This window comes from Sphingobacterium phlebotomi, assembly GCF_008180195.1.
In the GTDB taxonomy this organism is placed as follows: Bacteria; Bacteroidota; Bacteroidia; order Sphingobacteriales; family Sphingobacteriaceae; genus Sphingobacterium; species Sphingobacterium phlebotomi.
The window spans coordinates 99,724-114,068 of sequence record NZ_VTAV01000003.1; the positions used below are offsets into that span (position 1 = coordinate 99,724).

Here is a 14,345-nt window from a genome sequence, read left to right on the forward strand (position 1 = left end):
GCTATGACCTATTGCACTTTATTCAGACGTCTCGTCCAAAACACGTTTATGTTTCTTTCTTTGGTGGCCTGCGGGAAAGACAACCCGCCCACGGTGGAGCCGCCGCCGGACCAGCCGGATCAGGAGGAGGTTTATATTCAGTGGGACCAACAAACACGCCGGAAAGTTTCGTCCGGCCCGAACACGCGGTATGCCGGCTATGCCCGGATTATCCAGTTGCCGGACCAATCGTTACTTGGCATTTATGAAGCGGATGGCAGCGTCGTGTCCGTGAAAAGTAGTGATCTGGGCAATAGCTGGTCGGAACCTGTGGTTGTTGCGGCCCGTGACGAGGGTACGAATATGTGTGTGCCGGATTTGCTCTTGTTAAATGATCAGAAAACGCTATTCGCGCTCTATAACGGTAGACCTTTTGCGATTTCCCCAGAACGGAAATTCGATATACGCATCAAGAAGAGTACGGATGGCGGACAAAGCTGGACCGATGAAAAGGTGTTATATGAAGCGGGTCACCAGTTCGAAAATGGCTGCTGGGAACCGGCAGCTATTCAATTGCCTGACGGTGAAATACAGCTCTTTTTTGCTAACGAAGGACCGTATACGCAGTCCAATGAGCAAAATATCTCCATGATCCGCTCGCAAGATAATGGTGCGAACTGGACAACGGATCCGACGATCGTGAGTTTTCGCCCCGGCAGAAGGGATGGAATGCCTGTTCCTGTATTGCTGAATAACGGGAAGGATATCGTGGTCGCGATAGAGGATAACGCTATTCAAACGTTCAAACCGTATACCTTGCGCAATAGCCTGGAAGAGAACTGGACGACAACGATCGGTGCAGAAAGCCCGAACCGGAACTATGCCTTATTGCAACCTGTAGCGAACGAAGTTTATGCCGGAGCACCTTATATCCGGCAACTGAGCACGGGGGAGACTATCCTGGCTTACCAAGGCACGGAAGGTCGTACCCACGACATGAATTTTGCCGATATGAAAGTCGTCATTGGCGATGATCAGGCAAAAAACTTTACCAGCAAATCCGTACCGTTTTTGATTCCGGGCAACAAATCCTGCTTATGGAATAGTGTAACGATGCTCAGCGATAATACGATCGTCGCGGTAACCAGTACCAATGCTTATGGAACGGGTAATACCGAGGTGTGGATGGTTAAGGGAAAACTTATCAACAACAAAAATTAGTAGCTAAACAAATGACTATTATGCAGAAAAACACGATTATTTTTATTTCAGTATTCTTTAGTATACTGCTGAACAGTTGTACCGAAGCACAAAAGAAAGACATCGACTCGGAACGACAAATCTGGACCAAAGAACAGGCGAATGCTTGGTATAAGGATCAGCAATGGCTCATTGGGGCCAATTTCACGCCAAGCACCGCGATTAACCAACTGGAAATGTGGCAAGAAGAAACCTACGACTCCGTCACCATTGACCGGGAACTGGGTTGGGCAGAAGCGTTAGGCATGAACACGGTGCGGGTTTATCTGCATGATGCGTTGTATGAGCAGGACTCTGTAGGTTTTCTTGACCGGATTGACCATTTTCTAGGCTTGGCGGACCGGCACAATATCAAAACGTTGTTAGTTATTTTTGATTCTTGCTGGGATCCGTTCTTTACCTTGGGCGAGCAACGAGAGCCGACGCCGTTTACACACAATTCGGGGTGGGTACAAAGCCCTGGCCAGTTGGCGTTAAAAGATTCAACCCAATATCCGCGGTTGGAACGTTATGTTAAAGCGGTAGTCAAAAGGTTTGCAAACGACGAACGGATTTTAGGTTGGGATATCTGGAATGAGCCGGATAATATGACGGGCCCTTCGTACGAAAAAGTGGAGACCCCGGATAAAGTTGAGCTTGTCCTTCCTTTACTTAAGCAGTCTTTTGCCTGGGCTAGATCGGCCAACCCGTCGCAGCCGATTACGTCGGGTGTGTGGATGGGCGATTGGTCTTCGGAAGATAAGATGAAGCCGATCGAGAAATTGCAGGTCGAAGAGTCGGATATCATAACGTTTCATAACTACGATAGTCCGGAGGAATTTGAGGAACGCATCCAGTGGTTGCAGCGTTATGAAAAACCTATCCTCTGTACGGAATATATGGCTAGGCCAAACGGCAGTACATTTGCTGGTTTTTTACCCATCGCGAAAAAATATAACGTTGGCATGATCAACTGGGGCTTCGTTGACGGAGAGACCCAAACGAAATTTCCGTGGGACTCGTGGACCCAAACCTACACCGCAGAACCCCCAGTTTGGTTTCATGACGTGCTGCAAAATGACGGAAGCCCTTACGATCCCGCAGAAACAGAACTTATCAAATCCTTAACCGGAGCAAAATAAGATATTGGATTGACCAGGTCGCAAGTGAGGCGACCTGGTTTTGCATTTTCTCCTACTTAGCCAATCTAGTTTTCTTTTTTCTCTTATTCCACCAAACTAAAAATCCCGTGATAGGAAGACTGGCGCAGATCAAACTGATTAGAAAAGCAAAAACCTTACCCGGCAGACCGCCGATAGAGCCTACATGAATATCATAATTCATCATCGAAAGCTGATCGGCAAAAGACGCCTCGCGGAATTTACTACCATCCATTTCCAATGGCGCTAAGGTATAGCGGTCGTAGAAATATTCGCTATGGTCATACCACTGGCCTATGAGGTGGTAAACGGTAATGTCTATCGGATCGTCGTCATCTGCGGGGTAGGGCGTCATGTACATCCCGTTGATATCGTCCGCTGTTTCCAATGTTTTGTACCAAGCTTTATCCAATGGGCTTAAGGCATCCTCCCAAGGCAGATCTCTATTCGAAAGGTCGGAATGCGGGTGATGGTGTCCTTGTTTAATGTCACCTCCCGAAAAGACGAAGTACACCGCTTTATCAAACCATGCAAAGCTCCACACCAATCCGGTTATCGCGAGAACGAACGCAAAAATTAAACTATAAAATCCCAAAACATTGTGTAGATCATAATTAACCCGCTTAAAACTACCCTTTAGCTTGATCTTGAAACTCTTAGTCCTATTGGCTTTATTCCATCTTTTCGGCCACCACATCACTATGCCCGTTACCAATAACACCACAAAAACTAACGTCGCTATACCGACGATAGGCTTTCCGATTTCGTAAGGTAGCCATAAGGCTTGATGTCCGTCTAAGACAAAATTAAAGAAATTAAATTCGTCGCCTCCGCGCGGTGTTTGTTTCTTGATAAACTCACCCGTATAGGGGTTCATAAAGACAACGGAAAATGTCGCCTTTCCATCTGTCATTCCAATATATCCTGCAGCCGCGGCTTCTCCCCGATGACCATAGGTGAGTCCAGTTGGCCGCTGTCCAGGCATATATACCGCCGCTGTGTCTAATAAACGACTCGGTGGCACAAACTGTTCGGCCTGCTGTTCCACGAATCGCCAAGGTTCTATCATATCTTTTATTTCTTGCTGAAAGGCATAGAAACAGCCTGTGATACTGATAATAAATACGATAATACCCGAAACGAGCCCTAACCAAAGATGTAACCAGTCATTTATCTTACGGAATAAAGCTTTTTTTTCTTTTTTTCTTTTGTTTTCGCGCATAGTATACAATTGAATCGCATTTTTTTCAGCTACGATCTGTTTTTGTTTAAATTAAGTCTAAATAATATTTATATTTGCCGACAAATATACTAACTCCTTTACGGATAGGTAGAAATATGATGACAAAAAAGATGACACTACATACCAAAAGTGCACGAATTCTGATATTACTAAGCTTTATTTGGTTCGTCTACCCCCGTTTAGGGCTGGCACAAGATACCACCAAAACGGTATCGCAGCAAAAGCAAATAGACGAAGTACACGTTCTAAAAAAAACCGAAGCCCGTGCAATAAAGGAAGAACCATTCAATGTCAACGTTATTGAAACAAAGCGTTATTTTAATTCGACGTTAGACCTTAACCAGCTGCTTACCCGGACCACCGGTATCCGTGTTCGGGAAGATGGTGGGCTAGGGTCCAGTTTCAATTTTTCGTTAAATGGTTTTAGTGGCAAATCGCTCAAATTCTTCCTGGATGGTATTCCGATGGATAACTTCGGTTCGTCCCTTTCGTTGAATAATTTCCCGGCGAGTATGGCCGAACGCGTCGAAGTATACAAAGGAGTGGTTCCCATATCGTTAGGTGCCGATGCCTTAGGCGGCGCAATCAATATCATTACCCGGAGCAATGCCAACTACATGGATGCCTCCTATAGTGTAGGGTCTTTTAACACCCATAAAGCCGGCTTGAACGGCGCTTATACCGATACCCAAACAGGATTATCCTTCCGGTTTAACGGCTTCTATAACTATTCCGACAATAATTACAAAGTAAACGTCGAGCCTATCCGAGATCGGGTGAAGCTTCCCGAGCAGGAAGTGGAGCGATTCCATGATGGGTATAGTTCGCTGGGTGGACAAGTGGAGTTTGGCCTGCGCGACAAATCTTTTGCCGATCAATTGTTTGTAGGGCTGATTGCTGCGCAAAACGACAAAGATATACAGACCGGTGTTACGATGGAGCAGGTCTTTGGTGCCAGGACCAGAGAAAGTACGTCTATTATCCCGACCATTAAATACAAAAAGGACAATGTATTTATCCAAGGCCTTGACTTCAATCTCTACGGAGCGTATAACATGACCAGAAACGGATTTGTTGACACGGTTGGGCTCACGTATAACTGGCTGCAGGAAACAACACCCCGGAGTGGTGGAGCTGAGAGCAGCAGAACACAATTAAAACAACGCGACAACGAAGGCTTACTCAGTACAAATCTTGCGTATGCCCTACATCCCGACCATTCCTTGGCACTGAACTACGTGCTGACGGATTTCCAAAGGAAGTCGAGCGATGTGGAGCAACCAAATAATGTTACGCTTAAAATGCCGCAGCGTCTGCGTAAACAAATCCTCGGCTTAGGATTGGATAGCCGTTTCGGGCCGTTACGTACGAATATATTTACAAAATACTATGGTTTACATGCCGAATCATTTGAAAATGTAACCATCGAAAACACCTCCTCCTATATCGAGACCAGCAGCAATCAGGATAATCTAGGTTACGGTGTCGCCGGGACGTATTTTTTTCTTCCACGTTTACAGGCAAAAGCCTCCTATGAGCATACCTACCGTTTGCCCGAACCTACCGAACTTTTGGGAGACGGGCTCTTCACGATACGCAATGAAAAGCTGAAGCCCGAAAAAAGTGATAATATCAACCTGGGTGGATTGTATGCATTTACCGTTCATAAAAATCATAACGTTCAGGCAGAAGCGAATTTTATCTACCGCAACTCCAAAGACTATATCCGGTTGGAGCAGTCGCGCAACCAGCCAACTGGTCGTAAATTTATCAACGTAGGCGATGTCAAGACCACCGGGATAGAAGGTGAAATCCGTTACAGTTGGAAAAACCTGCTCTACAGCAGCATCAACCTCAGTTACCAGAACATTATTGATAAAACAGAATTCATCTATACCGAAACATTAAGCGGTAATTTGGTGACTCCAAACCTCAACTATGGCTACAAAGTCCCCAATATACCGTATCTGTTTGGTAACTTCGATGTAGGACTACGCTTACAAGATGTGGGCGGAAAGGGACGCGTGGCCAACATCCAATACCTGCTAAATTTCATTGAGGAGTATTATCTCACGCCAGAACAGCTTGGTGCCAACAATCCCGATATGATACCACGTCAGTTCGCCCATAGTATCATGGCAGACTATGCTCTTGCTAATGGCAGATATAATATCGCGGTAGAATGTCATAACTTGACCGACAGTCGGCTTTTTGATAATTATAGAATGCAGAAACCGGGACGTTCTTTCATGGTAAAACTCAGATATTTTATACATAATTAATTCAACATAGATATGAAAGCAATCAAGCAATACACAAAGACAGCACTAGCATGCGCGCTGCTATTTTCCGCAGCAGCTTGTACCAAAGATGATAATTCCGGCCCCGACGAAGGTACCGGCCCGATCATCGAAGGCAATGAAACGTTTGTGCTCGGTGTAGGGATTACAGACGCGGAAAACAATTCCACTAATTATATCGTGCATACGAAAGATCTTTTAAGTGGTAAAATTTCACTTCTGAACAATGGGATCCTACAAGAAGGATATCGCGAGTATTTCAACATCGGTAATTACTTTTACGCGATCGGAGGTTTAGGTGTCAACAATGTAGACGCCTACTATATTGCTTCCGATAGCCGCTTAAAGGCAAAGACAGGTCTGGTCTTCCAGAATGGCAGCGATGGTTACATCAGCGTGAACAACGATAAGACCTTATTGGGCGTAAATTTAGCAACCGATGATAGTTTCAACGGCAACGTAGAGTTCACGACTGTTGATGTTGCATCGTATCCGGCGAGTAAGGTAATTACCGTGCCAGCCAAAGATGTCTATAAACCCGCGGACGATAGTCACGGCTGGAAAAATAGTGGTATCGTCGTCAGAGGCAACCAAGCATTTCAGACGATTTTCCCTATGGGCGCGGATTGGGCCACACCGAAAGTCGATGAGGTTTTAGTTGCGGTGTACAGTTATCCTGATTTCCAATTCCAGAAATTGATAACCGATCCGCGTACAGGCCCGGCCGGTGCTACCTTAACACGTTCGGGTATCTTTTTAACCGAATCAGGAGATATGTACACGCTGTTTCATGCTGGGTATGGCTTTGACCATAAAACGACTTTGAAAGACCCTGCCATCCTAAAAATCAAGGCCGGAACCGACGAGTTTGATGAAGATTATTACTTTAAAACAACGGGTATCCCAAATGGTGGAAAATTAATCAAAGCAACCTATGTTGGAAACAACAAATTATTGGGACAGATCTATACAAAAGAAACCACGGATCAATGGGATCAGACCGATCTCAAATATGTGATTGTTGATTTGGTGGAGCAAACGATCACAGCCGTACAAAACTCGCCGGTATATACTTACTCCGAAGAGGCGTTTGTTGTTGGGGATAAAGCATATTTACCCGCGAAGGTAGGAGCTTCCTTAAATGTCTACGAAGTTGACATCCCGACAGCAACGGCAAAAAAAGGTGTTGAAATCGAAGCGACTTACATCAAGGGTATCGGTAAGCTTACCAAGTAAAGATCTTAAAAAATCATAAAATAGCCAGTGCACCATTAAATGGGCACTGGCTTTTCTTTTTACAACAATGTAAAATTCTATTTGTCCACCATTTGTCCCCCTTGGTTTTTTATTGTTTATCACGTATTTTTCTTTCCTTTGGGCCACTACAATCTACAAGAATTATACTATGGACAACTTAACCTATTCGGTGCTTGCAGGGCTCGCTCTGTTGCTTATTTTTCTATTTGTTATTAACGAAATACGTAAATATCAGCGTTACAAAAAAATGTTGGATATGGTGGTGGAGGTACAATTTCACGAATCGGAGGATGCTTATGATCACATGCGTCGGGGAACGGTGATGCTCCATCTTTACCGAAGTGAAGAACATATCAAAGCTATCGTGATCAAGCATCTATCTTTCAGTGATCCGGCATTTCATGTACCATCCCTTGACAAGCTTTATTTTAAAGGGAAATCCGGTGAACAGCAGTTGCTGTCTGCCAGTTTCCGTATCCGCCGCCATACCTTACGGCGATTGGATGGAAAAAAAATACATATTAACCTATCGGGATGGATAAGTGACAGTGAAGGCAATGCAAAACCGTTTAAGGCCCATGTGCCGTATACCGTTGGCTCATTTTCTAATGATACCCCATCAGACAATGCTCCGACAGCTGGTATGACGGCATTAACGTGAAGAGTTAACAAAATAATAACTTGCATTTTACGAAATCATCGAGTACCTTTGTTGCTCAATCTATACGAGGTATATGTTAGGTGCGTTGATCACTTCCAAGACGAGATTAAAGTTACTGATCAAATTTTTTGTATCAGCAGGCAATACGGGGTACCTACGCGGTATTGCGGAGGAGTTTGACGAATCGACCAATGCCATTCGCAAAGAACTCAACCAGCTTACAGAAGCTGGTTTCTTAGAACGTAAGCAGGAGCAGAAGAAGGTGCTATATCAGGCGAATACCCTACATCCGTTGTTCAGTCCTGTACAACGGTTAGTACATTCTTTTTTGGGCGTAGACAAGGTCGTCGATCAGGTGATGGAGCGGGCGGGTGATGTGCATCAGGTGATGTTAGTGGGGGCCTACGCCAAAGGGCAGGAGTCTAAGCAGCTCGAGATCGTCGTATTGGGAGAAGCTCTGGATGAGGCCTATCTCCGGAATGTCGCAGCGAAGACGGAGAAATTAATTAACAAGAAAATTGACCTCCAGTTTGAAAAGCCCACGAGCGGAAGTTACATTGTGGTGTATAAAAAATAGCATATAAGGAAACGTGAACATCGATAAAATCAAGTATATCAGCCTGCGGGATCGGGTATTTAGAGAAGTTATCAGCAATTTACTGATCCATCGAGAGTTTGGCCATGCATATCCGGCAAAATTGATTATTGAAAAGGATCAGGTAATTACAGAAAACTGGAATCGTGCGCAAGGTATTGGAAACATTGATCCAAATAATTTTACGCCATATCCCAAAAATCCTGTCATTGCCCGTTTCTTCAAGGAAATAGGATGGGTTGATGAATTAGGATCTGGCGTGCGCAATGTATATAAGTATACGCCCATATACACCCCGGGTGCTCAACCTTTATTTATAGAAGGCGATGTTTTCAAGACGGTGATCCCGCTAAGTGTTCCGAATGTTAGTGTAAATGAGGGAGTAAATGAGGGGTTAAAACAAAATGTCGTAGAAAATGTCGTAGAGAATGTCGTAGGAAATGTCGTAGAAAATGAGAATAGGATATTAGTACTTATTCGTGAGAATAATAAGTATTCTGCAGCTCAAATGGCAGACCGCCTTGAGATGACATCACGTACAGTACAGCGATATCTTAAACAGTTACAAGAGAAAAATAAAATAGAACGTATCGGTCCAGCAAAAGGTGGCTACTGGAAGATAAATCAGTAACATTGGCACTTTTATTGCTAATAGCGGTGCGAAGTCTGCCTCGTCATAGCATAAAGAAGGATATATTATCATACAGTTAGAAAAACTATGGAAAAAAAAGTAGTGAAGAAAAAAGAGGATTATAATCCAGGCCCCCGTGTCGGAATCACGTTTTCAACTTTTGATCTATTACATGCCGGGCACATCATGATGCTGGCTGAGGCAAAGCGTCAGTGCGATTATTTAATCTGTGGGTTACAGATGGACCCCACGTTGGATCGTCCGGAAAAAAATGCGCCCACACAAACGGTCGTAGAACGCTACATCCAATTGCGCGGGTGCGAATATGTAGACGAAATCGTACCTTACTCTACCGAGCAAGATCTGGAAGATATCCTCCGCTCATTTAAGCTGGATGTACGCATCGTAGGCGACGAATATAAAGACCGTGATTTTACCGGACGTAAATACTGTGAAGACAAAGGCATCGAACTGTATTTCAACAGTCGTGACCACCGCTTCTCCAGTTCCGGTCTTCGTAAGATTGTGTACGATAAAGAAGTAGAGAAAAACGGGAAAAAGTAATTCGTATCCATTCGTGAACAATCCGCAACATACAAAGAAAATTGCCGTCATCGGTCAAGGCTATGTGGGGCTACCCCTGGCCATTGAACTGGCGCATCATTTTGCTGTTGTTGGATTCGATATTGATGCCCAGCGCATAGCACAGTTGGCACAAGGGAACGATTATACCTTTGAAGTGGAGGCGGAAAAGCTGAAAGCGGTCCAATCATCCGGCAAACTGTCCTTTTCTAACGACATCGTCGACATTCAGGATGCACAGATTTATATTGTAACCGTCCCCACCCCAATCAATCGTTACAATGCGCCGGATCTCCGGTCGTTGCGCCACGCATCGGAGATGTTGGGTGAAATCATAAAAAAAGGCGATATCGTTATTTACGAATCGACAGTGTATCCAGGTTGTACAGAAGAAGAATGCGTTCCGGTATTAGAGAAAAACTCGGGTTTAGTTTTTAACCAGGATTTTTTCATCGGTTACTCACCCGAACGCATCAATCCAGGCGATAAGGTGAATACCTTAACAACGATTAAGAAGGTAACATCCGGCTCTACGCCTGAAATAGCGGAAGAAGTGGATCAGCTTTATTGCACTATTGTGAAAGCAGGTACACATAAGGCACCTAGTATCAAAGTAGCAGAAGCATCCAAAGCCATCGAAAATGCACAGCGTGATGTCAATATTTCCTTTGTGAACGAACTGGCCTTGATTTTTGACCGTATCGGCATCGATACCCACGATGTGTTGGAAGCCGCAGGCACAAAGTTCAACTTTTTAAAGTACAAACCCGGGCTCGTCGGGGGGCACTGTATCTCTGTAGACCCCTATTATCTCACGCACAAAGCTATTCAATTGGGTTATCATCCCGATGTGATTCTGTCGGGGAGACGGGTCAATAATTCCATTCCGGTCTTTATCGCCTCGAAGGTGATCAAGCTCATGATCAAAAAAGATATTCCGGTGCATGGTGCGAAAGCACTTATCCTGGGCATAACCTTCAAGGAGAACTGTCCCGATATCCGGAACACAAAGGCTATCGATATCTATAACGAATTGCAGGAATTTGGTATCGACGTGGAGGTATACGATCCTTGGGCAAACCCGGATGAAGTGGATGCAGAGTACGGTATCCAACTCAAAAGAATCCTAGAAAATCAAGAAACGAAGTACGATGCTATTATTCTGGCAACAGCGCATCACGAATTTTTAGCGATAAACATAAACGAAATAAAAAAAGAACAGGCTGTCGTGTTCGACGCGAAGGGCATATTGCCGCGTGAATGGGTAGACGCCAGATTATAAAAATATGAAGCAAGTAAAAAAAATCACCTGTATCGGAGCGGGCTACGTTGGTGGACCGACGATGTCCGTTATCGCGCAAAAGAATCCCAATGTGCAGGTTACGGTAGTTGACCTGAATCAGGCACGTATCGCTGCCTGGAACGACGAGAACCTGGATAACCTTCCGGTATACGAACCGGGTCTGGATGCGGTGGTAGGTGAAGCGCGTGGCCGCAACCTGTTTTTCTCTACGGATGTAGACAAGGCCATCGATGAAGCCGATATGATCTTTATCTCGGTGAATACGCCCACCAAGACCTATGGAAAAGGTAAGGGACAGGCCGCGGACCTGAAGTTTATCGAGCTGTGTGCGCGTCAGATCGCTGCGGTTGCCAAGGAAGATAAAATTGTCGTGGAGAAGTCTACCCTTCCCGTGCGTACGGCCGAGGCACTGAAAAATATATTAGACAATACCGGTAACGGGGTGAACTTCCATATCCTATCCAACCCGGAGTTTCTAGCGGAAGGAACAGCCGTTACGGATCTGCACAATCCCGACCGCGTGTTGATCGGTGGCGAAGATGAGGCTGCTATCGAAGCGCTGGTACAGGTGTATGAGGCATGGGTTCCGCGTGAGCGTATCTTAACGACGAACCTATGGTCTTCCGAACTATCGAAACTGGTTGCCAACGCTTTCCTGGCACAACGTGTATCCTCCATCAATGCTATTTCCGAACTATGTGAGGTTACAGGTGCCAATGTCGACGAGGTAGCTAGAGCTATAGGGCAGGATTCCCGTATTGGTCCGAAATTCCTGAAAGCTTCTGTAGGTTTTGGTGGATCGTGTTTCCAAAAGGACATCCTGAACCTGGTGTATATCGCCCGCTCTTACAATTTAACCGCGGTAGCGGATTATTGGGAGCAGGTCATTTTGATGAACGACCATCAGAAGACCCGTTTTGCGGAGAAGATTATCCAGACGATGTACAATACGGTGAACGGCAAGCATATTGCGTTCCTGGGCTGGGCGTTCAAGAAAGATACGAATGATACGCGTGAATCTGCAGCGATCTATGTGGCCGACCACCTGTTGGATGAAGAGGCACAAGTGGTGGTATACGATCCGAAAGTGCCTGCCGAGCAGATTTATAAAGATCTGGACTATCTCGGAACACGCTCACCGGAAGATAACCGCCGGTTGGTGAAAGTGGTGGACAATCCTTACGAAGCATTGGACGGCGCCCATGCTGCTGCAGTATTGACGGAGTGGGATGAGTTTAAAGATTATGACTGGGCGAAGATCAAGGAAGGTATGAAAAGACCATCGTTTGTCTTCGACGGGCGTAAACTATTGGACAGAAAAGAACTGAACAGACTGGGATTTGCGTATTACGCAATCGGGGAATAAGCATAAGCATATTCATATATAAACGAAAACGGATGAAATACAAGAAAGTGCTCGTCACGGGAGCAGCCGGATTTATCGGCTTCCATTTAAGCAAGACACTTCTTGATCAAGGTGTCGAGGTGGTTGGACTGGATAATATCAACGATTACTATGACGTCAATCTGAAATACGCAAGACTGGCCGAACTAGGTGTGAAGCAAGAGGAAGCGGAGAATTGGCAACAGGAAGCGAGCTCTAGCAAATACCCGAATTTTCGGTTTGTACGTTTGAACTTAGAAGACCGGGAGTCTTTACCGGAGCTTTTTGCAAGAGAAAAATTCGATGCGGTAGTCAATCTGGCGGCACAAGCTGGTGTACGCTACAGCCTGGAAAATCCCATGGCTTACGTGGACAGCAACCTCGTGGGCTTTGTGAACATATTGGAATGTTGTCGGCATCATCAAGTAGGTCATTTAGTTTATGCATCCAGTTCGTCGGTATACGGAGAGAATGGCAAAGTGCCGTTCTCCGAGGACGATCGTGTAGACTATCCTGTGAGTTTATACGCTGCAACCAAGAAAGCGAATGAACTGATGGCACATACGTACAGCCATCTGTACAGGATCCCGACCTCTGGGTTACGCTTCTTTACGGTGTACGGTCCTTGGGGGCGCCCAGATATGGCCCCTATCCTATTTACATCGGCTATTACCGAAGACCGTCCGATTAAGGTGTTCAACAATGGAGAGATGAGCCGTGATTTTACCTATATCGACGATATAGTGCAGGGCATTATCATTACGCTGAACAACCCACCGACAAAGGAAAAGGAACAGCCATTGTATCAAGTGTTCAATATCGGGAACGGTTCTCCGGTTTCGTTGATGGAATTCATCGATACATTGGAGCAGAACCTGGGGAAGGTTGCCGAAAAGAATATGCTACCGATGCAGCCGGGAGATGTACCGCGCACATGGGCGGATACCAAGCATTTGAATGCATTGGGTTATCAGAGCACGACGTCTATTCAAGAGGGAGTGAAGGAGTTTGTGGAGTGGTATAGAGGATATAATTAAAATTCTTAAAGGTGTAGAAACAATATGAAATTTAAACAAAAAATTGAGGAGTTGAGGGAGAAAATTATACGGGAAATTACTCCTTTGGTAAAAACTGACTACGTGTTGTTAGATTTGCCTTATCATTCGAATATTGGCGATATATTAATATGGGAGGGTGAAGAATCTTTTCTAAAGACATTATCTAGTAAGTGTTTAGGTCGTTTTTCGTCAGATACTTTTTACGATTCAGAGCTCATTACTTCAGAGACGACAATATTTCTGCATGGGGGAGGAAATTTTGGCGATATATGGCCCAAGCATCAGAAATTTCGACTGAATGTAATCCAGCAGTATAAGCAGAACCCTATTATCATATTTCCACAGACGGTAAGTTACTCAGATGTTTCGCAAATAGAAAAGGAAGCAGCAAAACTTGCCGAACATAAAAAATTAACAATTTGTGCGCGAGATCAAAGGTCATTTGACTTGCTGAAAAAATATTTTACGAATAATATTTTGATGCTTCCGGATATGGCTTTCTGTATTGATACACAAATCTTGAGAGAATATGACAGACCGATTGGTGAAAAGCAACTTTTTCTAATGCGGAATGATAAAGAACTATCACACGCTTACAATTATAAGCAGTTTGTCGGAGGGGAGGAGAACATGGATGTAAAAGATTGGCCGACTAAACAACGTGGAAATTTGATGCACAAAGTTATGACTAGGCCCATTCATCCAAGATTTCCGTTTAAGAACTTTACAGATTATTATGCTTATAATATATATAGAAAATACTTAGTAAAAAAAGGAGTATCGTTTTTGTCAACTTACAAATATATCTACACAACCCGTCTACACGGAGCCATTCTCTCTGTGCTCTTACACAAACCTTTAACATTTTTGGACAATTCTTATGGGAAAAACAAAGGTTTTTATGATACTTGGTTGTCAGAACTGGAAGATGTTAAGTTTTTATAAGAATAAAC

General features: G+C 44.5%; 13 protein-coding genes. 12 read left to right on the forward strand and 1 reads right to left on the reverse strand.

The window, feature by feature from the left end:
• The first annotated feature begins 3 nt into the window (after nt 1–3).
• Nucleotides 4–1,200 carry a sialidase family protein gene (locus tag FXV77_RS06745; RefSeq protein ID WP_148918457.1) on the forward strand — a complete coding sequence of 399 codons (1,197 nt, stop codon included), beginning with the start codon at nt 4–6 and terminating at the stop codon, nt 1,198–1,200.
• A gap of 20 nt (nt 1,201–1,220) precedes the next feature.
• Nucleotides 1,221–2,360, forward strand: a complete 1,140-nt coding sequence (locus tag FXV77_RS06750; protein ID WP_148918458.1) for a cellulase family glycosylhydrolase — start codon at nt 1,221–1,223, stop codon at nt 2,358–2,360.
• Between the two features lie 52 nt (nt 2,361–2,412).
• Here FXV77_RS06750 and FXV77_RS06755 read toward each other — a convergent pair whose 3' ends face one another.
• Nucleotides 2,413–3,600: a PepSY-associated TM helix domain-containing protein gene (locus tag FXV77_RS06755; RefSeq protein ID WP_148918459.1), complete on the reverse strand. Its 1,188-nt coding sequence runs from the start codon at nt 3,598–3,600 to the stop codon at nt 2,413–2,415.
• Between the two features lie 116 nt (nt 3,601–3,716).
• Here FXV77_RS06755 and FXV77_RS06760 point away from each other — a divergent pair, with 116 nt between their 5' ends.
• From FXV77_RS06760 to FXV77_RS06805, 10 genes are all read left to right on the forward strand, one after another.
• Nucleotides 3,717–5,903, forward strand: coding sequence for a TonB-dependent receptor plug domain-containing protein (locus tag FXV77_RS06760; protein ID WP_148918460.1), 2,187 nt, complete (start codon nt 3,717–3,719; stop codon nt 5,901–5,903).
• 12 nt (nt 5,904–5,915) lie between these two features.
• Nucleotides 5,916–7,157, forward strand: a complete 1,242-nt coding sequence (locus FXV77_RS06765) for a DUF4374 domain-containing protein (RefSeq protein ID WP_148918461.1) — start codon at nt 5,916–5,918, stop codon at nt 7,155–7,157.
• A 169-nt stretch (nt 7,158–7,326) separates the two neighbouring features.
• Entirely contained in the window at nt 7,327–7,839 is a 513-nt protein-coding gene (locus FXV77_RS06770; protein ID WP_148918462.1) for a hypothetical protein, read from the forward strand.
• Nucleotides 7,840–7,912: 73 nt separating this feature from the next.
• Nucleotides 7,913–8,416, forward strand: coding sequence for a helix-turn-helix domain-containing protein (locus FXV77_RS06775; RefSeq protein ID WP_148918463.1), 504 nt, complete (start codon nt 7,913–7,915; stop codon nt 8,414–8,416).
• Between the two features lie 13 nt (nt 8,417–8,429).
• Entirely contained in the window at nt 8,430–9,065 is a 636-nt protein-coding gene (locus FXV77_RS06780) for an HTH domain-containing protein (RefSeq protein WP_148918464.1), read from the forward strand.
• 87 nt (nt 9,066–9,152) lie between these two features.
• Entirely contained in the window at nt 9,153–9,629 is a 477-nt protein-coding gene (locus FXV77_RS06785; RefSeq protein ID WP_148918465.1) for an adenylyltransferase/cytidyltransferase family protein, read from the forward strand.
• 13 nt (nt 9,630–9,642) lie between these two features.
• Entirely contained in the window at nt 9,643–10,929 is a 1,287-nt protein-coding gene (locus FXV77_RS06790) for a nucleotide sugar dehydrogenase (RefSeq protein WP_148918466.1), read from the forward strand.
• A gap of 4 nt (nt 10,930–10,933) precedes the next feature.
• Complete coding sequence (locus FXV77_RS06795) at nt 10,934–12,316, forward strand: nucleotide sugar dehydrogenase (protein WP_148918467.1); 1,383 nt, start codon at nt 10,934–10,936, stop codon at nt 12,314–12,316.
• Nucleotides 12,317–12,348: 32 nt separating this feature from the next.
• Nucleotides 12,349–13,371 carry an NAD-dependent epimerase gene (locus tag FXV77_RS06800; protein WP_148918468.1) on the forward strand — a complete coding sequence of 341 codons (1,023 nt, stop codon included), beginning with the start codon at nt 12,349–12,351 and terminating at the stop codon, nt 13,369–13,371.
• A gap of 24 nt (nt 13,372–13,395) precedes the next feature.
• On the forward strand, nt 13,396–14,337 hold the full coding sequence (locus tag FXV77_RS06805) for a polysaccharide pyruvyl transferase family protein (RefSeq protein WP_148918469.1): 942 nt from the start codon (nt 13,396–13,398) through the stop codon (nt 14,335–14,337).
• The last annotated feature ends 8 nt before the right edge of the window (nt 14,338–14,345 follow it).

Bases quoted from the DNA above. Each gene is read 5' to 3' on its own strand.
- FXV77_RS06750 (WP_148918458.1), top strand. From the start codon at position 1,221: ATGCAGAAAAACACGATTATTTTTATTTCAGTATTCTTTAGTATACTG.
- FXV77_RS06770 (WP_148918462.1), top strand. From the start codon at position 7,327: ATGGACAACTTAACCTATTCGGTGCTTGCAGGGCTCGCTCTGTTGCTT.
- FXV77_RS06745 (WP_148918457.1), top strand. From the start codon at position 4: ATGACCTATTGCACTTTATTCAGACGTCTCGTCCAAAACACGTTTATG.
- FXV77_RS06795 (WP_148918467.1), top strand. From the start codon at position 10,934: ATGAAGCAAGTAAAAAAAATCACCTGTATCGGAGCGGGCTACGTTGGT.
- FXV77_RS06785 (WP_148918465.1), top strand. From the start codon at position 9,153: ATGGAAAAAAAAGTAGTGAAGAAAAAAGAGGATTATAATCCAGGCCCC.
- FXV77_RS06760 (WP_148918460.1), top strand. From the start codon at position 3,717: ATGATGACAAAAAAGATGACACTACATACCAAAAGTGCACGAATTCTG.
- FXV77_RS06800 (WP_148918468.1), top strand. From the start codon at position 12,349: ATGAAATACAAGAAAGTGCTCGTCACGGGAGCAGCCGGATTTATCGGC.
- FXV77_RS06765 (WP_148918461.1), top strand. From the start codon at position 5,916: ATGAAAGCAATCAAGCAATACACAAAGACAGCACTAGCATGCGCGCTG.
- FXV77_RS06755 (WP_148918459.1), bottom strand. From the start codon at position 3,600: ATGCGCGAAAACAAAAGAAAAAAAGAAAAAAAAGCTTTATTCCGTAAG.
- FXV77_RS06775 (WP_148918463.1), top strand. From the start codon at position 7,913: ATGTTAGGTGCGTTGATCACTTCCAAGACGAGATTAAAGTTACTGATC.
- FXV77_RS06805 (WP_148918469.1), top strand. From the start codon at position 13,396: ATGAAATTTAAACAAAAAATTGAGGAGTTGAGGGAGAAAATTATACGG.